Source organism: Pseudomonas berkeleyensis (assembly GCF_014109765.1).
Taxonomy (GTDB): domain Bacteria; phylum Pseudomonadota; class Gammaproteobacteria; order Pseudomonadales; family Pseudomonadaceae; genus Aquipseudomonas; species Aquipseudomonas berkeleyensis.
Map to the genome: position 1 here is coordinate 3,706,451 of NZ_CP059139.1, position 19,960 is coordinate 3,726,410.

Consider the following 19,960-nt stretch of genomic DNA (forward strand, 5'->3'; position numbering starts at 1 on the left):
GATCCTTCTTGTTATACCTATGCCCATGCGTAGCCCGGATGAAATCCGGGAGCGGCATCTTCACTCATCCCCGGATTACATCCGGGCTACAACTGGCAGACCTGAGTTGGTGCGCACGGCGCACCCTACGGGGAGTGCGATCCGGGTCATGGCAGGCTGTAGCAGCGTTGCCACAACGCCAGGTAATCGCCCTCTTCCTGCTGCCAGCGTGCATCGCTCCAGCCCAGCCTTGGTTGGCACAGTGCACGGATACGCGGCAACTCAGCGCGGCCGCCTTCGGCCAGCAGCAGACCCAGGCGCGTGCGGCGCAGCAGCAGGTCGTCCAGGTGCAGCACCAGCTCGCCTTCGGCAGCCCAGGCCAGTTCAGCCCACAGAGTGTCGGTACCGGCGACGCAATCGCTGCCAATCTCCGTGATCAAGCGCAGCACATCCTTCAGTTGCCGGCCATGACGGCCAAGCAGCCGGCGTTGCTGCGCCAGACTCAGGTGCGGCATGGCTGGCGGCGTGCAGTCACGGAATACGGCGCAGCCACGATCATCCACCGGCTTGCCGACGAATCCGGCACAGGCACGCAGCACCTCCAGCGCCAGCAGACGGAAGGTGGTCAGTTTGCCGCCGGCCAGCGTCACACTGCCCGGCTCGATCCACAGCGCATGCTCGCGCTTCTCGTCCGAAGGTTTCAGCCCGGCATTGCCATCGCTCACCACCGGGCGCACGCCGGCCCAGGTCGACAGCACGTCGGCAAGGCTCACCTGCGCAGCCGGGAACTGCTGGGCGCAGGCAGCCAGCAGGTAGTCGACCTCCTCGGTGCTGATGGCGGCTTCACGGTCGAGCTCGTCAGCATGATCGAGATCGGTGGTGCCGATCACCGTTGCGCCTTCCCAGGGGAAGACGAATACCGGCCGGCCATCAGCCGCGTGCATGAAACTGAAGGCATGCGCCACCGGCAGGCGCCAGCTCGGCAGTAGCAGGTGACTACCACGCAGCGGACGAATGCGGCCATTGCCGGGCTGGCGCAGGCGGTCGGCCCAGGCACCAGTGGCTTGCGCCACGGCGCGGCTGCGTAGGCGGTACTGAGTGCCCGTTTCCACATCCTCGGCGAGCACACCGACCACCTGCCCCGCTTCACGCAGCAACTCGACCACGCGCATGCCGTTGAGTGCCTCGCCGCCCTCGGCGCGCGCCTCGCCCAGCACGCGCTGCACCAGGCGGGCATCATCGGTCACCGCATCGAAGAAGCGCGTGCCACCAAGCAGGCCGTCCTCGCGAATGCCTGGCGCCAGGTAACGCAGTTGCTGCAGCGGATAGAACAGATGGTTGCGCTTGCCGGCCAGGGCGTCGTAGAGGCTGAGCAGACCGCCGAATACCTTCGGTCCGGGAAAACCGCCGCGGTAGTGCGGCATGACGAAGCTCAGCGGCTCCACCAGCCCCGGCGCCTCACCAAGCAGGCGCTGGCGCTCGCGCACCGAGTCACGGGTCAGCCCCAACTGGCCCTTGGCGACATAGCGCAGGCCACCGTGCACCATCTTCGACGAGCGGCTGGACGTCCCCCAGGCGAAATCGCGCTGCTCCAGCAACAGGCAGCGCCAGCCACGCCGCGCCGCCTCACGGAGGATACCGGCGCCGCAGATGCCGCCGCCGATCACCAGCAGATCCCAGTCGCGCGCGGCCAGTTCAGGCAGCGCGCGCGTGCGCCAGGTGGCATTCCAGGGCTCCATGCTCAGTCCTGCAGCAACACGCCAGGCGCCAGGCGCTGGTCGGGATCGAAATGCGTGGCCAGGCTGCGCAGCGTGGCCATACCCAGCTCGCCCTTCTCTGCGGCCAAGTAAGGGGCGTGGTCGCGGCCGACGCCGTGCTGGTGGCTGATGGTGCCGCGATTCTCGGCAATGGTACGGCTGGCCACCGCCTTGAGCCGCTGCCAGCGCGCCATGGCCTCGGCGTAGTCGGTACCGGGGCGGAAAACGTAGGTGGTGTAGATGCTCGAACCTTCGCCGTAGACGTGCGACAGGTGGGTGAACACGTGCACCCGCTCGCCGTCGCCGGTCAGCTCGTCACGCAGGCTGGCTTCGACCTTGTTCAGCAGGTTCTCGACGTTCGACCAGTCGGTGGCAGTTTCCAGGGTGTCCACCAGGTAGCCGCGCTCCCACAGGCCATGACGCAGGTAAGGGAAGCGGAAGCGGTTCTGCTCCCACTTCTTGCCCAGCAGGGTGCCGGTGAACACGCCGCCAAAGCCTTTCAGCAGGCGCCGCGCCTGTTTCAGCGAAGCGGCGTTCTGCACCCGGCTGCCGGTGACGCCGAAGGTCAGCATGCACTTGCCGTCGCGGGCGCCGCGCAGGGCCAGGTATTTTTCCAGCAGCGCGATCTGCTGCGGGTGACCGGCCAGGGCCAACTGGGTACGGGTTTCGATGGCGTTGGACAGGCGCAGCATGGACAGCGGCACGCGCGCCTGCGCCAGGCTACGAATGGCGCTCAGCGCCTGCTGCCAGTTGGGCAGGAACACCGCGTAGAAACGCTCCTGCTCGGCCAGGCGACTGATGCGCACGCGCACCTCGGAGATCACCCCGAAGCGCCCTTCCGAACCCATCACCAGCTCGCGCAGATCGGGCCCTGCGGCCGAGGCCGGGAATGTCGGAATCTCCAGGGTGCCAGCGAAGGTCTCCAGCTTGCCGCCCGCGAACAATTGCTCGATGCGCCCGTAACGCAGCGACTGCTGACCGCTGGAGCGGCTGGCGACCCAACCACCGAGGGTGGACAGCTCCCAGGACTGTGGAAAGTGGCCAAGCGTATAGCCACGGGCGCGCAGCTGGCTTTCCACCTGCGGGCCATTGGCGCCGGGGCCAAAGGTGGCGATCAGGCTGTCCTCGTCGATATCCAGCAGGCGCGTCATGCGCTCCAGCGACAGGGTCAGCACCGGGCGCTGGCCAGCCTGCGGGTTGATGTGGCCAGCCACCGAAGTACCGCCGCCGTAGGGAATCAGGGTCACGTCATGCTGTTGCGCCCAGGCCAGCAGCTCACGAATCTGCTCGGCGCTTTCCGGGCAGGCGACGCCATCGGGAAACAGACCGAAGTCACCGGAGCGCATCGCCAGCCAGTCCGGCAGGCTCTGGCCGCGGGCGTGACGCACGCGCACTTCGGCGTCCTGACTGATCAACGGATGCGGCACCAGACGCGACGCCGGCACCCGCGCCAACACATCCTGCAGGCTGGCGTCGGCCAGACGCTGGCCCGGCCCGACCAGCTCGGCGAGAAAGGCCTCGCCATGGGCCGGCAGTTCCACTTCGGTCGCCTCGTCACCCCATCCGTTCCAGCGTCGCATCGCATCCCCCATTCCGATCAGCACTTATGGCTGCCTATACTAGCCAGCCGCCGATTTCCGTCACTGTCGAATCGGGACAAGCACTATCGCCAATCAAGACAGGCATCCCAGAACAAGAAGAATCCATGGAAAACCTCGGCTATACCTCGGTTCCCGCCCTGCTCAAATACCTGCGTCAGGCCGAACAGCTCGGCCTGGACATCGACCGCGCCCTGACCGCCGCCGGTATTGCCGCGCAGGATCTGGCCGACAACGGCAAACGCATGCCCAGCGAGGTGCATGAGCGCCTGCTGGCGCATCTGATGGAGGTTTCCGGCGATCCCTTGTTCGGCCTGCATGCGGCGCGTTTCGTGCAGCCCGGCTCGTGGAGCGTGCTTGGCTACATCGCCATGAACTGCGCCACCCTGGGCGAAGCCATGGGCCGCATCGTGCCCTACGAGAAGCTGGTGGGCGACATGGGCACCAGTCGTATCGAGGCGGCCGAGGATCACGTGCGGCTGATCTGGAGCTGCCGACATCAGGCACCGGACGTGCGCCGCCATATGGTCGAGAACGTGCTCGCCTCCTGGCTGCTGTACGCCCGCTGGATCGCTGACTCCGAGCATTCGCCACGCGAGGTCTGGTTCGAACACGCGCAACCGGCCGCCACCGACCTGACCGAATACCAGCAACTGTTCGGCTGCCCGGTGCTGTTCGAACAGCCCTGCAACGCCCTGCTGGTGCCGCTGGACTATCTCGGCGTGCCGCTGCGCCAGGCCGATGCCAATCTGCTGCGCACACTGGAAGAACATGCCCTGACCCTGATGGCCGGGCTGGATGACGACGAACCGCTGCCGCGCCGGGTGAAGAATGCCCTGCGCCTGCTGCTCAAGGACGGCCTGCCGCGCAAGGAACGGGTAGCGGAGAAGTTCGACATGACCGTGCGCACGCTGCAGCGTCATCTACAGCAGGCCGGCACCAGCTACCAGCAGATTCTCGACGAGCTACGCCAGGAACTGGCCGAGCACTACCTGCTGCGCAGCGATCTGGCGATTCAGGACATCGCCTGCTACCTGGGCTTCACCGAATCACGCTCGTTCCACCGCAGTTTCAAGAGCTGGACCGGGCAGACGCCGGGCGAGTTTCGCGAGAGCCGGCGCCGGGACAATCCGCTGGGCTAGCGCGAATACCTGAAACGTCGCGCCAGCCAGTAATCCAGGCTCAGCCAACGCCCCGCGCCACTGAAGAACAGCGCCAGCAGCATCACCAGGTAAGTGGCGGCGAACTCGATGCCGTTGTTCAACACCACGAACTTGCCGCTGGCGGTCAGCCAGTCGTAATTACCGTGCTCACGTAGGATGCCCCGCGCCCGTTCCAGCTTCTCCGCAGCCGCCAGTACGCGCTCGTTGGCGAAGGGTGCGGACGGGTCGGCAATCGCCTGCCAGCCATAGGGCCAGTGCACGGCGAAGATCGCCACCAGCATGGTGATGATCAGCGGAATGCTGATCCAGCGTACGGCAAAGCCAAACAGCAGCAGGATGGCGCCGCCGGCCTCGGTCAGCGCCGCCGCCCAGGCCAGCAGCTCGGGAAACGGCAGGCCCAGGCCCCAGTCGGGATTGCCGAACCAGGCGGCAGTGGCATCGATATCGGAAAGTTTCTGCATACCGGCCATCCAGAACACCGGCACCAGATACAGGCGCAGCAACAGCGGGCCGAGAAAATCCAGGCGCCGGGTGGCCTCCAGCGCGTCCTGGAAGCGATTGAGCAAAGCGATCATGGCGGTCAGTCCTCGGGATACGGAAACCAGATATCGCGCGCCTGCCAGTCATCCAGCAGCGCGCGGGCATTGTCGAAATAGTTGCGATCAGCGGCCAGGCCATGGGCCGCGGCCAACTCCAGCTGCGCCTGCACAGGCGGCTCGCCGGCCTGCAGCCGCAGCGCCAGTTGATAGGCGAACGGCGCCAGTTGCATGAAGCGCACCTGATCCTGGCGATCACGCCAAACCAGCAGGCAGGTCGGCTCGGCAGACGGCTGCGCCGGGCAGTGATCGGCACCGATCATCTGAACCGGCCAGCGATACGCCAGCGGCCAGGCCAATGGCGACCAGCCGCGCTCGGGCAACTGCGCATCGCTGACATCCAGGGCCAACTCGACCCACTCGTAGTGCGCCAGCTCCAGCATGAACGCAGGGTCGTCAGGCTCAGCGCGATAGCCCTGCTGCAGCCATGCGATGAACTCCTGGCTGATCTCGAGAAAGTACGGCGTGCTCGCCCGATGCTCGGCGAAGAACGCCCGCATCAACCGCTGCCAGCGCTCTGCCCCGAGAATCCCGCGCAGCACCGGAAAGGCGCCTCCGACCAGGCTGGCGACGTTGTTGAAGAACAGCTCCTCGTAGACCGCCATGCGCTCGGCCTTGATGCCCGGCAGCAAAGACTGCGCCTCAGGCTGGCGAATACGTGCAGCGAAGTCGCGCTGCTGCTGAACGCCGCTCATGTGCCATACCTGCCCAGCGGTTGCACAGCCTGTTGCAGGCTGCGGATATGCGCCAGCTCGGCATACAGCTCGGCCAGCGGCGGGAAGTTGAAATCGCGCTCCAGCAGCGTCGGGCGCACACCATGCAGCGCATAAGCGCTGCTCAGCAGCGCCCACACCGGATCGATCACCGGCGCACCGTGGGTATCGATCTTCAGGTCTGCCGCCTGGTCGTAATGCCCGGCGACGTGCAAATAGGCGATGCGCTCACTGGGCATCGCAGCGATATAAGCCTCGGCATCGAAGCCGAAGTTCAGGCTGTTGACGTAGACGTTGTTGACGTCCAGCAGCAGTTGGCAGTCGGCACGTTCCAGCACGGCGCAAACGAAATCCGCCTCGTCCAGCTCGCCGGGCAGGCGCGCGTAGGCCGAGACGTTCTCGATGATCAGCGGCCGCTCCAGCACGTCCTGCACGATGCGCACGCGCTCGGCGATGCGCAACACAGACTCTTCGGAAAACGGCAACGGCATCAGGTCATACAGCTGGCCGTCGTCGGCGCAGGCCGACAGATGCTCGCTGTAAGCCAGCACGCCATGCGCGTCGAGAAAGCCCTTGATGGCGTGCAGCAAATCCAGGTTCAGCGGCGCGAAGCCGCCGAGGTTGAGGGACAGACCATGGCACAGCAACGGCCGGCGTTCGCTCAGGGCGCGCAACTGCTTGCCCAGCCGGCCACCGACACCGATCCAGTTCTCCGGCGCCACTTCGAGAAAGTCGGCGCCGCTGGCATGATCGCTAATCAACTCGGCGAGCAGCCCGCGCCGCAGGCCGAGGCCGGCGCCGGTGAGATTTGCGAGTCGCATGATCCGTCCTCCCCTTGCCCTTACTCGCTCTTCTCGCCGCCGCACTTGCCCTCGCCGCATTTACCCTCGGCGTCAGCCTTCTTCTCGGCCCCACACTTGCCCTCGCCGCACTTGCCTTCCTTGTCGGCTTTCATCTCGCCACCACATTTGCCTTCACCACAGGAGCCTTCCTGCGCCTTCTCGGCAGCGGCCAGGCTGTAGCCGCTGGCCAGTTCCTGCGCAGCGAAGGGGTTGCTGGCGGCATGGGCAGTGAAGGCCACGGAAGTCAGCAGTGCGGCGCCCAGGGTGGCAGTCAGGGTATTGAGTTGTTTCATGGCATCTCTCCATCGGTTTCGACTACGGGGCCAGGTTGGCGCCCTCGCAGCAATGGACGAGGCAGGGATGCGGGCGTTACAGAGAGGCTGAAATTTTTCGTAGCCCGGATGAAATCCGGGGGCGCTTTGCCCGCCACCAGTCGCGGCTACGACTGCATGGATGCAGGAGGTAGAGCGAAGCAGGATGCCAGAGCCGAGAACCCCTCCCACAGGCACAGGAACATCCACCGCACCGTGGGAGGCGCTTCAGCGGCGAGGCTTTCGATAGTCAGAAGCCGAACATCCACCGCGCGGTGTGCCAGGCGCAATGCTGGAGCAAAAAGAAGAGGTCAAGCGAATACAGCGGACTGCCGGAGCACAGCGATAAGGCCATGATTGGAAGGGATTTTTCGTGCGAAGCGAAACGGGATGGTGCGGAGCTAGATGGAAGGTTCTACTATCGGATTAGTACCGCCATCCATCTAATCACTGTTAGGTGTCCAAAGCATGCCCACAGGGGTCTATCGAAGAGTCTTCATTGCATCAAGATGGGCAATAAAAATACCTCGAATAAGGAATATTACCTGCGGGGCACGCTGCAACAGATGGGAAGCAGAGATATGGAGAAAATGGAGGCCGAAGTTTGGGTGGGAGCACTTATGCCCCGTTCGGTTCTGCGGCCCTCTTGGTCTTATTCTTGTTATGGACAGAGCATCCCAGCCGGTTACGTTTGAGGAGGTTAAATCCGCAAACGATCAGGATTACAGCGATTACTACCCCAATGTCGACATTGAATATAAGGCTGAAAACTGGGGAGTGGTTGCAGGGAGAATGGTTTGTGTGGATTACGGTATTGATGATGCCGAGCGAATCTCAAAGAAAAGGATCTATTATCAAGAGAGGAGTCGCACCTAACAATGCGCTCAACTACCGCTCACTCCGCTCGCTGGACGTCCAAAAGCTGCGCCTTTGTCCGCCCGTTAGCTTAATCGTTAGAGCCTAGAGGAAGAATCATGGATGTCATCGCCTCACTTCAAAGCGCAATTGAAATCGTTGGCAAGCTTCGTGCTTTATCTAAAAAGATAGAAGATGCGGATTTCAAAATTCTTGTAGCTGATCTTTCTGTAGAGCTAGCAGATGCAAAGCTTGAAACAGCTAACTTAAAAATTGCTCTTGCAGAGGCTCTTGAAGAAAACGAATCACAAAAGAAAATTATCAACCAACGATCGAGCCAAGCTCCAAAGCTGTCAGACGGTGCTTATGCATTCGACGGAGAAGATGGTCTATTTTGCACAGCATGCTTTGACACCAAGAGTCTAAAGGTAAGAGTTTCATCACTATCCGGGGCATTTAGAACATTCGGAAAATGGTCATGCCCGTCATGCAAAGCAACTCTGGGCTAACGGCTCTAACAATTGGTTCAAACCGTTCTCTTCGCTCACTGGGACGGGCTAAAGCCCGCCCCTTAACCAAACTTTAGCTCCCTGTGAAACATATGCCTCGCGATGATTTTTCCAAAGTAACAAAGGACGTTTTAGCAAGGCGAGTTGGCTTACGTTGTTCAAATCCAACCTGCAGAGCACCAACCAGTGGGCCACACAGCGACGCTAGTAAGTCCATTAATCTTGGCGTTGCCGCCCACATTACTGCGGCGGCATCAGGCGGGCCACGATTCGACCCAAGCGCATCCTCAGAAGATAGAGCATCTATCGAGAACGCGATATGGCTATGCCAAAACTGCGCCAAGCTCATCGACACCGATGCCCAAGCCTATTCATCCTCAACGCTCTATCGTTGGAAGGTGGCAGCAGAAGGAGAGGCTCTCCGAGGAATGGGGGCGCCGCAGCACTCTGAGTTCTTTCCTCAGCCTTCGTTGGCGCTACATGCCCCTCTGCCGCGTATCGGCGGACATGACTATGATCAGGCCCGTGAAATGCTTATTCACGCCGGGTGGCAGCCATACATGAACCACTGGTCGCGAGGAGGCGATTGGGATATGACCTTTGGCAATGGCGACTACTTCTGGAAGAAGGGTTATTACGAGATCCAATCGGTGTGTCCCACAGGTCTCGCTGAATGTTCCTTTGCGTTCAAAGACGTGTACGGCAACAAGTTGGTTGTCATAACTGCCGGCGAAGCAGCCGAAGAGATTGGCTACACGCCAAGTGTATGGAATTGGCGCATAGAGCAACCTAGCCCTGAGGTCGAAAATGGTTAAAGCACCTGGGTTTGGCCTAACTAGTCGCATATGGACTATCCCCACAAGCAGTGAGCGAAGCTTTGCTTTTGCACCTGTCGCCAGCGCGGTTGCATTCGCATACCCGACCTGTTCTGGGCTTTTCCACCCTGGTCATTCTGAAGTTCGCGCAGCGGGGGCCAAGCGTTCAATCGATCGCGGGGGCCATGATTGTTATCGGCCTTGATCCGCTGCAGGACTCGCCCTGTTCCTGGGGTGGATATCCGAAAAACCAACAACGCTCTCGCTCACCCCTGATTACGCCGGTTTTGCGCCAGGCGCTCGGCCAAGACGTCGAGTTCGGGTAGCTCCTCCTCCGGCATCTGCCGGATCACTGCCTGGGTCAGTTTCATCTGACGGATAAAACGCCGGCAGTTACCGCACATGGCCAGGTGGGCGCGCACGGCCAGGCGCTGGCGCAAGGTCAGTTGGCCGTCGAGATAATCGCTGGAGTGAGCGACCAGTTCCTTGCAGGTCAGCATTGGCCTGTCTCCTCGAAATGTTCCAGGGTGGCGAAGACTTTCAGGCGTGCCCGGTGTAGCAGCACACGAGCATTGGAGAGAGAGATGTCGAGAAGATTACAGATCGACTCCAGCTCCAGGCCCTGACGCTCGCGCAGCACCAGCACGCTGGCCTGCAGTTCGGACAGGCTGGCCAGGGTGTGTTCCAGGCACTGGCGCAATTCGTCCTCGGTGAGCAGGGCTTCGGGGCTGTCCTGATGCCAGGCATGGGGCGCCAGCAGCCAGTGACCGTCGTCGGCAAAGCGCTCGTCACCCACCGTGCCATGCGGCGCGGCCAGGTCGTCGAGCAGCACCTCGCGGCGGTTGTGCTTGAGGCGGGTCTTGGCGGTGTTGGCGGTGATGGTCAGCAGCCAGGTCTTGAGGCTGGCGCGCTCCTGAAAGCCTGCCAGGCTGCGCACCACGGCGAGCCAGGCATCCTGCACCACTTCGTCGGCGTGGCGGCTGCCGACGATGGCGTAGGCCACCGCGCGCATCGCCCCCTGATAACGCGCCACCAGCTCGCGGTAGGCCTTCTGCTCACCGGCGAGCAGGCGGCCCAAGAGATCGGAATCGGACATGGAACTCCCGTAGGTCAAGCCTGCGCACGAAGCCGAACGCCCCGTGCATATCAGGCATTCCTACAGAGAGTTCAACGCTTGCGCAAAATTACACTGCCGATCGAATAACCGGCACCAAAGGAGCTTAGAACCCCCAGGCTGCCCGCCGGCAGGTCATCCTGGTTCTTGTGCAGGGCAATCACCGAGCCGGCCGAACTGGTGTTGGCGTAGGTATCGAGGATCACCGGTGCCTCGTGCGGCTCAGCGTCACGACCGAGCAGCTTGCGGGTGATCAGCAGGTTCATGTTGAGGTTGGCCTGGTGCAGCCAGAAGCGCTTGACGTCGCTGACGTTGAGTTGGTTTTCCGCCAGGTGCGCGGCGATCAGCTCGGCGACCATCGGGCAGACGTCCTTGAACACCTTGCGGCCTTCCTGCACGAACAGCTTGTCGCGCGCGCCGATGCCCTCTTCCGCGGCGCGGTTGAGGAAGCCGAAGTTGTTGCGGATGTTGTTGGAGAACTGGGTCAGCAGCTTGGTGCCGACCACGTCGAACTGGTACTTGGAGGTGGCCTGGTCGGCACGCTCGATGATCACCGCAGTCGCGGCATCGCCGAAGATGAAGTGGCTGTCGCGGTCACGGAAGTTGAGGTGGCCGGTGCAGATTTCCGGGTTGACCATGAGGATGGCGCGAGCCTGCCCGGTCTGGATCGCGGTGGTCGCGGCCTGGATGCCGAAGGTGGCCGAGGAGCAGGCCACGTTCATGTCGTAGCCCCAGCCCTGAATACCCAGCGCGGCCTGCACTTCGATGGCCACCGCCGGGTAGGCGCGCTGCAGATTCGAGCAGGCGACGATCACCCCGTCGATATCGGCGACGGTCTTGCCGGCGCGCTCCAGCGCCTGCTTGGCAGCGCCGACGGCCATTTCACAGAGGATGCCCCAGTCTTCGTTGGAACGCTCAGGAATGCGCGGCACCATGCGCTGCGGGTCGAGGATGCCGGCCTTGTCGATGACGAAGCGGCTCTTGATGCCCGACGCCTTCTCGATGAAACCACTGCTGGATTCGTTCAGCGCCTCGACTTCACCGCGGGCGATGGCCTCGGCATTGTCGGCGTTGAACTGCTGCACGTAGGCATTGAAGGATGCCACCAGCTCGTCGTTGGAAATGCTGTTGGCCGGGGTATAGAGGCCGGTACCACTGATCACGACGTTATGCACGTTCATTCCTCTTGTCGGCCGCGCCGAGCGGCCTCAGGCAGTAAACCCGCGCCTGATGAGCGTGGGTAAATGGAGAAGTAGCAAGCGGGGCTTTGATAGCGGCCCCTGCCCAATCAGAAGAGTTTGCCACAGCCGTTTGCGTTCGTCCTCAAGCCGAATCAGTGGCCATATGGCCACTATATGACCAAAAACGATTAAAAAGTCTCTACCTATCTTGAGATAGCCATAGGTAGCTCGCATGACGACGCAGGCACTCTCCCGGCAACAACCTGTGGATACTCAATCCACACTGTCTAGCCTGAAGCTTTCAGCGTCCTGCTAGAGTGAAGCCTTTGATCACGGCACCAATGGAGACTGCATGAACCTATCGCTACTCAGCCGTTACGCTTTTTTTGCCTTCTGCGTGCTGTTCACCCTGGCCAGCCTGCCCTTTCTGGGCCATGAATGGCTGTGGCCGTTCACCCTGCTCGGCGGTGTGCTCAGCCTGATCGGTATCGGCGATCTGCTGCAAAAACGCCATGCTGTGCGGCGTAACTACCCGATCCTCGGCAATATCCGCTACCTGGTCGAAGGCATCCGCCCGGAGATTCGCCAGTACCTGCTCGAAGGCGACGCCGAGCAACTGCCCTTCTCCCGCGCCCAGCGCTCGCTGGTCTATTCGCGCGCCAAGAACGAAGGCGCCGACAAACCCTTCGGCACCCTGAGCGACGTGTACCAGAACGGCTTCGAGTTCATCAGCCACTCGATGCGCCCGGCGCCGCTCACCGATCCGTGCAGCTTTCGCGTGGAGATCGGCGGGCCGCAATGCAGCCAGCCGTACTCGGCCTCCCTGTTCAACATCTCGGCAATGAGCTTCGGCTCGCTCAGCGCCAACGCCATTCGCGCGCTTAACGAGGGGGCGAAACTGGGCGAGTTCTACCACGACACCGGCGAGGGCAGCATCAGCCCCTACCACCGCGAGCACGGTGGCGATCTGGTCTGGGAACTGGGCAGCGGCTACTTCGGCTGCCGCGCCTCCGACGGGCGTTTCGACCCCGAGCGCTTCGCCGCCCAGGCCGCCAACCCGCAAGTGAAGATGATCGAGATCAAACTCAGCCAAGGCGCCAAACCGGGCCATGGCGGCATCCTGCCCAAGCACAAGATAACCGAGGAAATCGCCAATACCCGCGGAGTCCCAATGGGCGAGGACTGCATCTCGCCGTCGCGCCACAGCGCCTTCTCCACGCCAACTGAGCTGCTGCAATTCATTGCCCAGCTACGCGAGTTGTCAGGTGGCAAGCCGGTGGGCTTCAAGTTCTGCCTGGGCCACCCGTGGGAGTTCATGGGCATCGTCAAGGCCATGCTGGAGACCGGCATCCTGCCGGACTTCATCGTCGTCGACGGCAAGGAAGGTGGCACTGGCGCGGCGCCGCTGGAGTTCACCGATCACCTTGGCGTGCCGCTGCGCGAGGGCCTGCTGTTCGTGCACAACACCCTGGTCGGCAGCAACCTGCGCGACAAGATCAAGCTTGGCGCCAGCGGCAAGATCGTCAGTGCCTTCGACATCGCCCGGGTGCTGGCCATCGGCGCCGACTGGGCCAACTCGGCGCGCGGCTTCATGTTCGCCATCGGTTGCATCCAGTCGCAGTCGTGCCACACCAACAAGTGCCCCACCGGCGTGGCCACCCAGGATCCACTGCGCCAGCGCGCCCTGGTGGTCGAGGACAAGGCCCAGCGCGTCTACAACTTCCACCGCAACACGCTCAAGGCACTGGCCGAGATGCTCGCCGCCGCTGGCCTCGACCACCCCTCGCAGATCGATGCCAAGCACCTGGTACAACGCCTGTCGGCCACCGAGATCAAGCTGTTCTCGCAGCAGCATGTATTTCTCGCACCGGGCGAACTGCTCAGCGGCCAGATCGGCGGCGAGTTCTACGAGCGCATGTGGCGCATGGCGCGTGCCGACAGCTTCGAGCCGGCGCCGGCCTAAGCCAGCGCACCGACCTTCGCCCGAGCATCTTGAGCGGCGCACGAAAGCGTGACACCTTCGCCGTGCGCCTGGTCGTCGAGGAGTCGCCATGCTTACCCCACGCTGCACGACATCATCGCTCGGCTGGTCATCGCCACCTGCATGAGTACATCGTCCCTTTGTCGCCTGAGCGCTCTGCTGGCCTGCCTGCTTAGCACGCAGGCGCAGGCCGAGCAGCCGGCGCTGCGCTTCGCCGTCACCGAAAGCACCGCCATGCCGATGATGCAGATCGAGCATGGCGAAGCCGTGGGCGGCATTCTCTACGACCTGCAATCGCGCCTGGCGCAGAAAGTCGGGCGCGAGGCCAGGATGCTGGTACTGCCCCGCCTGCGCGTGCAAAGCATGATGATGCACGGCGAGATCGACGTGCGCTGCAACGTCAGCCCGGCCTGGCTGATCAGCGGGCACCATCAGTACATCTGGAGCCTGCCGTTCATGTTCCAGCACGACGTGCTGGTGACCCGTGCCGACATGCGGCACCGCAAGCCCAAGGCTGGCGAACGGATCGGTACGGTACTCGGCTTCGGCTACGCCGCGCTGGAAGCACGCTTTCTCAGCGGCGACCTGCTGCGCGAAGATGTGCGTACCCAGGATCAGGTGCTGGAGAAGCTGGCAGCCCGGCGCTATGACTTCGCCGTCGCCAACCAACTGACCCTGGACTGGTTCAACCGCCACCTCGCCGCAGACAAACGCCTGGTGCGCATCGCCGAGATCGGCAGCGACCCACTGGCCTGCATCATCCGCAACGAAGCGGACGTACCGACCCAGGCCTTGCTCAGGGCCATAGTGCAGATGAAAGAGGATGGCGAGCTCGACGCCATCCTCGCTCGCTATCGCTAAACCCTGGGCGCCGCGTACTGCGGCAGCGTTATACAGCCAACATTGCCGCCGCCGAGCAGCAGCTCGCGCGAGCGCTCGATGCCGATGATGCGATGCTGCGGGAACAGCTCAGCCAGCACCGCCTGGGCAGCGCGGTCGTTGGGGTCATCGAACAGCGGCATGACGATCGCCGAGTTGCCGGTGTAGAAGTTGATGTAGGACGCGCAGATCAGCGTCCCGGCCTGGCGCGCCATACTGCCGTCCACCGCATCGAGCCCCTCGGCCTCCTCCGCGCTCCATTCCAGCACTCGTGGTTGCGGCAGCTTGTGCACCTCCAGCGTGCGGCCACGAGCATCGCGGACGCTGCGTAGCACATCGTAGGCCTCCTGGTAGATTTCCCACTGAGGGTCGCTGCGGTCATCCGTCCACTGCATCACCACCACGCCCGGCCTGACGAAACAGGCCAGGTCGTCGATGTGCCCGTCGGTCTCGTCGAACTTGCAGCCACGTGGCAGCCAGATGATTTCCTCGGCGCCCAGGTAATCGGTCAGGCGCCGGGTGACCTCAGCCTTGCCCAGGTGGCCATTGCGATTGCGGTTGAGCACGCACTGCTTGGTGCTCAGCAAGGTACCCTGGCCGTCGCTGCGGATGCTGCCCATCTCGGCGATCAGCGAGGCGCGGTAGCGATCGCACTCTTCCAGTTCGAGAATCTTCTGCGCGATCTGGTCGTCCTTGTCCCAGGGGAAATACAGCCCGCCATCGAAGCCGCCATAGGCGTTGAACTGAAAATCCACGCCGCGCACTTCACCGGTGGCGTCGTTGACCAGGAAGGCCGGGCCGCTGTCGCGGAACCAGGTGTCGTTGCAGCTCATCTCCACCACGCGCACCTGTGCCGGCAGACGGCTGCGGGCGTTGGCGTACTGTGCGGCCGAGGCGCAGACGGTGACCGGCTCGCTGCTGGCGATGGCGCTGACCACGTCGACCCAGACCTGCTGCGCCGGCTTGCCGCCGTTGCGCCACACGTCCGGGCGCTCCGGCCAGCCAAGCCAGCAGCGGCGCTTGGGCTCGAACTCGCCGGGCAGGCGAAAGCCATCGGCCTTGGGGGATGAAGTCAGGGTACGGGCCATCTCGCGGCTCCTCGTCGGTGGCTGGAATCGGCCCAGACACTACCCGCGCGGCCCGCGCGCGACCAATGAGGTTTATCGCGGAACCCTTGAATTCAATTCACAGGTCGACCAGTTGATCGGTGAACCATTCGATGAAGCCGGCCACCGCCGGCTTATCCAGGCGCAGGCGCTCACAGACCAGCGCGTACTGCCCCAGCGAGGGCACCTGGGCGGCGAAGGGCCGTACCAGGCGACCGCTGGCCAGATCCTCGCCGCTGGTGAGGTTGTCGCCGATGGCCACGCCCTGGCCACGCGCGGCGGCTTCCATGGTCAGGCCGGCATGACCCAGATAGAGATGCCGCGTGGGGCGGATGTCGCCGGCATGGGTGGTCAGCCAGGCCGTCCAGGTCTTGCCGTCCAGGTCGTCGTGCAGCAGGCAGTGGCGCGCCAGGTCACGCGGATGCTTGAGCGGTAACTGGTTGAACAGGCCAGGGCTGCACACCGGAAAGAATTGCAGGGTCGGCAACGGCCGCACGAAGTAGGCACTGGCATCGTCCGGGCCAGTGCCGTAGGTGATGGCGATGTCGATATCTGCCGCCGGCAGCGAGGCGTCGAGCGGCTGCTCGTGCAGGTGCAGGGTGACCTGAGGATGGCGCTCGGCGAAATCGGCCAGGCGCGCCACCAGCCACTTCTGCGCCAGCTCGGCGGTCACCGCGATGCGCAACTGGGCTTGCGAGCCGGGGTCACGCAGTTCGTCGCAGGCCTCGCCGATCAACTCAAAGGCCTGCTGCAGACGACTGAGCAGGCGCCGCGCCTGGGGCGTCGGGCGTACCTGACGGCCATCACGCTCGAACAGGGTGCTACCCAGTTGTTCCTCCAGTTGGCGAATCTGGTGGCTGACGGCGCTGTCGGTGACGCATAGCTCGGCGGCGGCACGGCCGAAATGGGCATGCCGCGCGGCGGCTTCGAAGGTGCGCAGGGCGGTGAGCGAGGGCAGACGGCGCATGACGATCCCGGTTCGGTCGAAAACGCGCATCCTCGCCCAGCCATGGATGGCCGACAAGTTTCGTAGCGTGTCGCAAGGCCGCCCAGACATTGCGCGCCGGTGATTGCAGTTATGGCTGGCTGAACTCCAGGCGTGTTTCACGCATCGCTCTATGAAGCCGGTGCGCGCAGCGCACCCTACGCAAAGCCACCTGCGGCTATCCCGGCAAGTGCTTCACTCGTTCGAGCGTAGGGTGCGCCGTGCGCACCAACTGCCTCGACTAGGTTCCGCTCAGGCTATGCAGCACCTGCTCGATGCGCTGCTGCAGCGAGCCGGTCAGCCGGGTGAATGGCCAGCCGCGCCGCGTCAGTTCCTGCTCGTACCACTGGTTCTGGCGACGGCGAAAGGTCTCGTCCTGACGCGTACCATCCTGCACGAAGGGGAAGTCATCGGCGCACAGGAACAGGTGGTGATAGTGCCGCTCGGCCAACTGCTCCAGTTCGACCTCGGCGCGGCCGAACAGCTCACGGCAGTAGAACAGCGTGGTCAGGGGCGTGGTGTCGCAGACCAGGTAGCGCCGGCACTGCCCGGCCAACTCGCCCTCCCGCGCGACCTGGGTGCGGCCGATGCGCAGCAGGTCGTCATAACCGAGCACACCGCCCTGCTCTTCCCACAGTTCGCGGCCGTACTCGGCGGCATGCCGCGTGCCCAGCGCCTCGGCCAGTGCCGCGGCAAGGCTGCTCTTGCCGGTGGACTCACCGCCGAGCAAGGCGATGCGCTCGACGAAGTCGGCATAGACCAGCGGCGCCAGATACTCGCGCAAACCATGGATATCGGCGCGTAGACGTGTCCCGGACACCGGCACCTGCGTGCGCGCCCGGTCGATCTCGACGTGTTGCACCGCTCGCCCGAAGCATCGGCTCAGATGCGCCGCGAAGCCCTCGCCATAGGCCTCGCTGGTGAATACCGCATCGACCGACTGCCCCAGCACGGCCAGGCAGAAGTCGGCAACGAACTGGCGCTGCACCGCATCGGGCTCGGATTCGTCGGGCAGATCAGGCAGCGCCAGGCCCTGCGCACGCTGCCGAGCCACCCACTCGGGCGTCACCACCCAGCTGCGCAGTTCGGGAAAGCGTATCCGCAACCAGTTCGCCCGCCGCTCGGGCTCGCAGCCGGCACGCTCCGGTCGCGACCAACTGAGCAGCACGAGCTGCTCGCACTGGGCCTGCGCCTGACGAATCAGCCATTCGTGCCCTAGGTGCAGCGGCGCGAACTTGCCCACCACCAGGCCAATTGCGAATCGCCTGGTCATGTCAGACGTTCTGCGCGTTCAATTCACGGCGCCAGCGATACAGGCCGTACCAGGCGTTGCACCAAAACAGCAGGTAGATGAAGGCCGTCAGGTACAGCTCACGCGAAGCGAACAGCGGTACGGCGAGGGTATTGACCAGCACCCAGCCGTACCAGGTTTCCAGCTTGCGGCGCATCAGCAGCAGTTGCGCCAGCACGCTGAAGGTCAACACCAGCGAATCGATGAAGGGCGCGTAGGCATCAGTGAAATGGTGCAACAGGACGCCATAGGCCAGCGCCACCAGCACCGCCACGGCGAGTGCCAGGGACAACCCCGGCCAGGCCGAGCGACTGATCGGCATGGGCTCACCACCGCGACCGTGCAACCAGCTCCACCAGCCCAGCAGACTGGTGACGATGAAGAAGCCCTGCAGGGTGACATCCGCATACAACTGCACGCTGAAGAACAACCAGCCGAACAGCACGCAGCCGACCAACCCGACCGCCCAGGTATGCACCGAATTGCGTGCCGCCAGCAGCACCGAAACCAGGTAGAAGAGGTTGGCGAAGATCTCCAGCGACGACGGCATGCACGCATCCTGATGGACATGAAAACAGCCGCGCAGCCTATCACGTGACGTACGCCACAGCCGTGCACGCGTCACCTGACAACACGCATGATCCGTGCTCTGATACGCATCCCTTCGCACTCCAAAGGACTGGATCGCACCATGCCCTTGCTCGCCCTGTTGGTCATCGCCTGCCAAGTCACCTGCGGCCTCCACGTGGTACGCAGTGGTCAGGAACGCTACTGGCTGTACCTGATCATCGCCCTGCCCGGCCTCGGCTGCCTGATCTACTTTCTCGGCATCATGCTACCGGATCTGCTCGGCAGCCGTCGTGGCCGCCGCGCCCTCAACCGCCTGCACGACAGCGTCGACCCGCAGCGTCATCTGCGCGCCCTGCGCGATGAGCTGGAAATTCGCGACACTCGCGACACTCGCGTCAATCTCGCCGATGAACTGCTGCGCATGGGTCAGGCGGAGGAAGCCGCCAAGCATTACCAGATGGCCTTGCGCGGCATCCACAGCGATGCGCCCGACATCCTCCTTGGCCTGGCCAGGGCACGCTTCGCCCTGGGTGATTTCGCTGGTTGCCAGGCGAGCCTCGATCAACTGATCCCCCACAACCCCGACTTCCGCTCCAGCGACGGCCACCTGCTGTATGCCCGCGCCCTCGAAGGCCAGGGCAACGATTTCAAGGCCGAGGAGGAATACCGCGCCCTCGGCAGCTATTGCGCCAGCCCGGAAGCCAACTACCGCTATGCCCTGCTACTGCGTCGACTGGGGCGCGAGCGCGAAGCGGTCGAGTTGTTGCAGCAAATCCAGACCCACGCCCGCCGCTCTGCCCGGCACTATCGCGTGCTGCACAAGGAATGGCTGGATCTCAGCCAGAAAGCCCTGCTCGAGCTGCAACGCAACTGAGCGGTGAACGCCACTGAGCAAGACTTTGCGCATAGGTCATTGATCCATATCGAATGCTGATCAAGGAACCTGCCGACATCCGCCGGCGACAGTTTTAACAGGCAGGGGAAGAGGTTGATCATGCAATTTCTTTACGACGGCACCTATTACAGAGCCATTCGAATAACGGGCACAAAACACAACTTGCTGGGACTGTCGCTTGGATCCAGTGAATCCGTAAAGATCAGCAAACTTCAAGCAAGCGAGATGCACAACGCCACGATAGAAAGCGATGATGTACTCACCCAGGTGATTAGTGGACTGGAAGAGATAAACCATCAATTGCAATCGAATTACCATATAACCGAAGTGCAATTCGTGAGTACCGACACGCTAGACAAAGACATATACAAAATGCTCACCAAGGAACTCATCTCTCGCATCCACCACAACCATGAATTCACTAAAGTCTCCAGCCCCGAGACCACCAATAGTCCGCCATTCCAGGCATAGTAAAAAGAACAAAAAACATAGCCACACAATACAAGGCACCTGTGCCTGATGAAAACGTGCAGCCTACTCCATCAACTACTTCCGGTCTGACGATGAACAAGGCAGAAGAGGAGCTACGAGAGGAAGTAGCCGAGCTCGGAGACTACGATGCCGCTGCAAATGCATTGAATCGGCTAAGGTACCTGAACAAGGAACTCACAGAGTATTTGGCACTGGATATCTTGTGCACCAGCAAGGGTGATGAATATTTTCAGGCGGCGGCGTTCGAAACGCTTTATTCGATCAATATTCAGAAGGGATCGGACTGATCAAGAGCCCCCCAGAACACCTGAATACAGCCACGTTGAAC

The 19,960-nt window shown here is 62.9% G+C and carries 22 protein-coding genes; 9 read left to right on the forward strand and 13 right to left on the reverse strand.

The window, feature by feature from the left end; all coding sequences use genetic code 11:
• Window positions 1-146: 146 nt before the first annotated feature.
• Both HS968_RS17165 and HS968_RS17170 read right to left on the reverse strand, forming a co-directional pair.
• Entirely contained in the window at window positions 147-1,718 is a 1,572-nt protein-coding gene (locus HS968_RS17165; RefSeq protein WP_182367447.1) for a glycerol-3-phosphate dehydrogenase/oxidase, read from the reverse strand.
• A 2-nt stretch (window positions 1,719-1,720) separates the two neighbouring features.
• Window positions 1,721-3,316 carry an FAD-binding oxidoreductase gene (locus tag HS968_RS17170; RefSeq protein WP_182367449.1) on the reverse strand — a complete coding sequence of 532 codons (1,596 nt, stop codon included), beginning with the start codon at window positions 3,314-3,316 and terminating at the stop codon, window positions 1,721-1,723.
• Between the two features lie 125 nt (window positions 3,317-3,441).
• Between HS968_RS17170 and gliR the strand changes: the two genes are divergently transcribed.
• Window positions 3,442-4,476, forward strand: coding sequence for an AraC family transcriptional regulator GliR (gliR, locus tag HS968_RS17175; RefSeq protein WP_182367452.1), 1,035 nt, complete (start codon window positions 3,442-3,444; stop codon window positions 4,474-4,476).
• On the opposite strand, the gene HS968_RS17180 is transcribed toward gliR, so the two are convergent.
• From HS968_RS17180 to HS968_RS17195, 4 genes are read right to left on the reverse strand one after another with little or no spacing between them, the layout of a single operon-like run.
• Complete coding sequence (locus tag HS968_RS17180; RefSeq protein ID WP_182367454.1) at window positions 4,473-5,072, reverse strand: HvfX family Cu-binding RiPP maturation protein; 600 nt, start codon at window positions 5,070-5,072, stop codon at window positions 4,473-4,475. The genes gliR and HS968_RS17180 overlap by 4 nt on opposite strands.
• 5 nt (window positions 5,073-5,077) lie before the next feature.
• Window positions 5,078-5,788, reverse strand: a complete 711-nt coding sequence (locus HS968_RS17185; RefSeq protein ID WP_182367456.1) for an HvfC family RiPP maturation protein — start codon at window positions 5,786-5,788, stop codon at window positions 5,078-5,080.
• Window positions 5,785-6,627, reverse strand: coding sequence for an HvfB family MNIO-type RiPP peptide maturase (locus tag HS968_RS17190; protein ID WP_182367459.1), 843 nt, complete (start codon window positions 6,625-6,627; stop codon window positions 5,785-5,787). The genes HS968_RS17185 and HS968_RS17190 overlap by 4 nt, the downstream gene beginning before the upstream one ends.
• 20 nt (window positions 6,628-6,647) lie before the next feature.
• Window positions 6,648-6,941, reverse strand: a complete 294-nt coding sequence (locus tag HS968_RS17195; protein ID WP_072425981.1) for an HvfA family oxazolone/thioamide-modified RiPP metallophore — start codon at window positions 6,939-6,941, stop codon at window positions 6,648-6,650.
• Between the two features lie 486 nt (window positions 6,942-7,427).
• On the opposite strand from HS968_RS17195, the gene HS968_RS17200 reads away from it, so the two are divergent.
• From HS968_RS17200 to HS968_RS17210, 3 genes are all read left to right on the forward strand, one after another.
• Complete coding sequence (locus tag HS968_RS17200) at window positions 7,428-7,835, forward strand: hypothetical protein (protein ID WP_182367462.1); 408 nt, start codon at window positions 7,428-7,430, stop codon at window positions 7,833-7,835.
• Between the two features lie 98 nt (window positions 7,836-7,933).
• Complete coding sequence (locus HS968_RS17205; protein ID WP_182367465.1) at window positions 7,934-8,323, forward strand: hypothetical protein; 390 nt, start codon at window positions 7,934-7,936, stop codon at window positions 8,321-8,323.
• Between the two features lie 92 nt (window positions 8,324-8,415).
• Window positions 8,416-9,138, forward strand: a complete 723-nt coding sequence (locus tag HS968_RS17210) for a hypothetical protein (RefSeq protein WP_182367468.1) — start codon at window positions 8,416-8,418, stop codon at window positions 9,136-9,138.
• 266 nt (window positions 9,139-9,404) lie between these two features.
• Here HS968_RS17210 and HS968_RS17215 read toward each other — a convergent pair whose 3' ends face one another.
• The 3 genes from HS968_RS17215 to HS968_RS17225 form a co-directional block, all read right to left on the reverse strand.
• Window positions 9,405-9,638 (reverse strand): anti-sigma factor family protein, encoded by a 234-nt coding sequence (locus HS968_RS17215; protein WP_182367471.1) that lies wholly within the window; start codon window positions 9,636-9,638, stop codon window positions 9,405-9,407.
• Entirely contained in the window at window positions 9,632-10,234 is a 603-nt protein-coding gene (locus HS968_RS17220; protein ID WP_182367474.1) for an RNA polymerase sigma factor, read from the reverse strand. Before HS968_RS17220 ends, HS968_RS17215 begins: the two co-directional genes overlap by 7 nt.
• 71 nt (window positions 10,235-10,305) lie before the next feature.
• Window positions 10,306-11,427, reverse strand: coding sequence for a beta-ketoacyl-ACP synthase III (locus HS968_RS17225; RefSeq protein WP_182367477.1), 1,122 nt, complete (start codon window positions 11,425-11,427; stop codon window positions 10,306-10,308).
• A 358-nt stretch (window positions 11,428-11,785) separates the two neighbouring features.
• On the opposite strand from HS968_RS17225, the gene HS968_RS17230 reads away from it, so the two are divergent.
• Together HS968_RS17230 and HS968_RS17235 are read left to right on the forward strand one after the other, a co-directional pair.
• Window positions 11,786-13,396, forward strand: coding sequence for an FMN-binding glutamate synthase family protein (locus HS968_RS17230; protein ID WP_182367480.1), 1,611 nt, complete (start codon window positions 11,786-11,788; stop codon window positions 13,394-13,396).
• 141 nt (window positions 13,397-13,537) lie between these two features.
• Window positions 13,538-14,275 (forward strand): substrate-binding periplasmic protein, encoded by a 738-nt coding sequence (locus HS968_RS17235; RefSeq protein WP_182367483.1) that lies wholly within the window; start codon window positions 13,538-13,540, stop codon window positions 14,273-14,275.
• On the opposite strand, the gene aguA is transcribed toward HS968_RS17235, so the two are convergent.
• The 4 genes from aguA to pnuC form a co-directional block, all read right to left on the reverse strand.
• Entirely contained in the window at window positions 14,272-15,381 is a 1,110-nt protein-coding gene (gene aguA / locus HS968_RS17240) for an agmatine deiminase (protein ID WP_182367487.1), read from the reverse strand. The genes HS968_RS17235 and aguA overlap by 4 nt on opposite strands.
• A 97-nt stretch (window positions 15,382-15,478) precedes the next feature.
• Window positions 15,479-16,366 (reverse strand): LysR substrate-binding domain-containing protein, encoded by an 888-nt coding sequence (locus tag HS968_RS17245; RefSeq protein ID WP_182367490.1) that lies wholly within the window; start codon window positions 16,364-16,366, stop codon window positions 15,479-15,481.
• Window positions 16,367-16,625: 259 nt separating this feature from the next.
• Window positions 16,626-17,657, reverse strand: coding sequence for an AAA family ATPase (locus HS968_RS17250; RefSeq protein ID WP_182367492.1), 1,032 nt, complete (start codon window positions 17,655-17,657; stop codon window positions 16,626-16,628).
• A gap of 1 nt (window position 17,658) precedes the next feature.
• The gene (pnuC, locus tag HS968_RS17255) at window positions 17,659-18,225 is read right to left on the reverse strand and encodes a nicotinamide riboside transporter PnuC (RefSeq protein WP_182367495.1); all 567 of its coding nucleotides are present in this window, start codon (window positions 18,223-18,225) and stop codon (window positions 17,659-17,661) included.
• A gap of 141 nt (window positions 18,226-18,366) precedes the next feature.
• Between pnuC and HS968_RS17260 the strand changes: the two genes are divergently transcribed.
• The 3 genes from HS968_RS17260 to HS968_RS17270 all read left to right on the forward strand — a co-directional run bounded on the left by HS968_RS17260 (window position 18,367) and on the right by HS968_RS17270 (window position 19,919).
• Complete coding sequence (locus HS968_RS17260) at window positions 18,367-19,119, forward strand: tetratricopeptide repeat protein (protein ID WP_182367498.1); 753 nt, start codon at window positions 18,367-18,369, stop codon at window positions 19,117-19,119.
• A gap of 120 nt (window positions 19,120-19,239) precedes the next feature.
• The gene (locus HS968_RS17265; RefSeq protein ID WP_182367501.1) at window positions 19,240-19,611 is read left to right on the forward strand and encodes a hypothetical protein; all 372 of its coding nucleotides are present in this window, start codon (window positions 19,240-19,242) and stop codon (window positions 19,609-19,611) included.
• Between the two features lie 41 nt (window positions 19,612-19,652).
• Window positions 19,653-19,919 (forward strand): hypothetical protein, encoded by a 267-nt coding sequence (locus tag HS968_RS17270; RefSeq protein ID WP_182367504.1) that lies wholly within the window; start codon window positions 19,653-19,655, stop codon window positions 19,917-19,919.
• The last annotated feature ends 41 nt before the right edge of the window (window positions 19,920-19,960 follow it).

What these genes read in the sequence shown, in the direction of transcription:
- HS968_RS17205 (WP_182367465.1), top strand. Translation starts at nt 7,934, where the DNA reads ATGGATGTCATCGCCTCACTTCAAAGCGCAATTGAAATCGTTGGCAAG.
- HS968_RS17180 (WP_182367454.1), bottom strand. Translation starts at nt 5,072, where the DNA reads ATGATCGCTTTGCTCAATCGCTTCCAGGACGCGCTGGAGGCCACCCGG.
- HS968_RS17210 (WP_182367468.1), top strand. Translation starts at nt 8,416, where the DNA reads ATGCCTCGCGATGATTTTTCCAAAGTAACAAAGGACGTTTTAGCAAGG.
- HS968_RS17260 (WP_182367498.1), top strand. Translation starts at nt 18,367, where the DNA reads ATGCCCTTGCTCGCCCTGTTGGTCATCGCCTGCCAAGTCACCTGCGGC.
- HS968_RS17220 (WP_182367474.1), bottom strand. Translation starts at nt 10,234, where the DNA reads ATGTCCGATTCCGATCTCTTGGGCCGCCTGCTCGCCGGTGAGCAGAAG.
- HS968_RS17185 (WP_182367456.1), bottom strand. Translation starts at nt 5,788, where the DNA reads ATGAGCGGCGTTCAGCAGCAGCGCGACTTCGCTGCACGTATTCGCCAG.
- HS968_RS17235 (WP_182367483.1), top strand. Translation starts at nt 13,538, where the DNA reads ATGAGTACATCGTCCCTTTGTCGCCTGAGCGCTCTGCTGGCCTGCCTG.
- aguA (WP_182367487.1), bottom strand. Translation starts at nt 15,381, where the DNA reads ATGGCCCGTACCCTGACTTCATCCCCCAAGGCCGATGGCTTTCGCCTG.
- HS968_RS17165 (WP_182367447.1), bottom strand. Translation starts at nt 1,718, where the DNA reads ATGGAGCCCTGGAATGCCACCTGGCGCACGCGCGCGCTGCCTGAACTG.
- gliR (WP_182367452.1), top strand. Translation starts at nt 3,442, where the DNA reads ATGGAAAACCTCGGCTATACCTCGGTTCCCGCCCTGCTCAAATACCTG.
- HS968_RS17230 (WP_182367480.1), top strand. Translation starts at nt 11,786, where the DNA reads ATGAACCTATCGCTACTCAGCCGTTACGCTTTTTTTGCCTTCTGCGTG.
- HS968_RS17200 (WP_182367462.1), top strand. Translation starts at nt 7,428, where the DNA reads ATGCCCACAGGGGTCTATCGAAGAGTCTTCATTGCATCAAGATGGGCA.
- HS968_RS17265 (WP_182367501.1), top strand. Translation starts at nt 19,240, where the DNA reads ATGCAATTTCTTTACGACGGCACCTATTACAGAGCCATTCGAATAACG.
- HS968_RS17190 (WP_182367459.1), bottom strand. Translation starts at nt 6,627, where the DNA reads ATGCGACTCGCAAATCTCACCGGCGCCGGCCTCGGCCTGCGGCGCGGG.
- HS968_RS17250 (WP_182367492.1), bottom strand. Translation starts at nt 17,657, where the DNA reads ATGACCAGGCGATTCGCAATTGGCCTGGTGGTGGGCAAGTTCGCGCCG.
- HS968_RS17170 (WP_182367449.1), bottom strand. Translation starts at nt 3,316, where the DNA reads ATGCGACGCTGGAACGGATGGGGTGACGAGGCGACCGAAGTGGAACTG.
- HS968_RS17245 (WP_182367490.1), bottom strand. Translation starts at nt 16,366, where the DNA reads ATGCGCCGTCTGCCCTCGCTCACCGCCCTGCGCACCTTCGAAGCCGCC.
- HS968_RS17195 (WP_072425981.1), bottom strand. Translation starts at nt 6,941, where the DNA reads ATGAAACAACTCAATACCCTGACTGCCACCCTGGGCGCCGCACTGCTG.
- pnuC (WP_182367495.1), bottom strand. Translation starts at nt 18,225, where the DNA reads ATGCCGTCGTCGCTGGAGATCTTCGCCAACCTCTTCTACCTGGTTTCG.
- HS968_RS17215 (WP_182367471.1), bottom strand. Translation starts at nt 9,638, where the DNA reads ATGCTGACCTGCAAGGAACTGGTCGCTCACTCCAGCGATTATCTCGAC.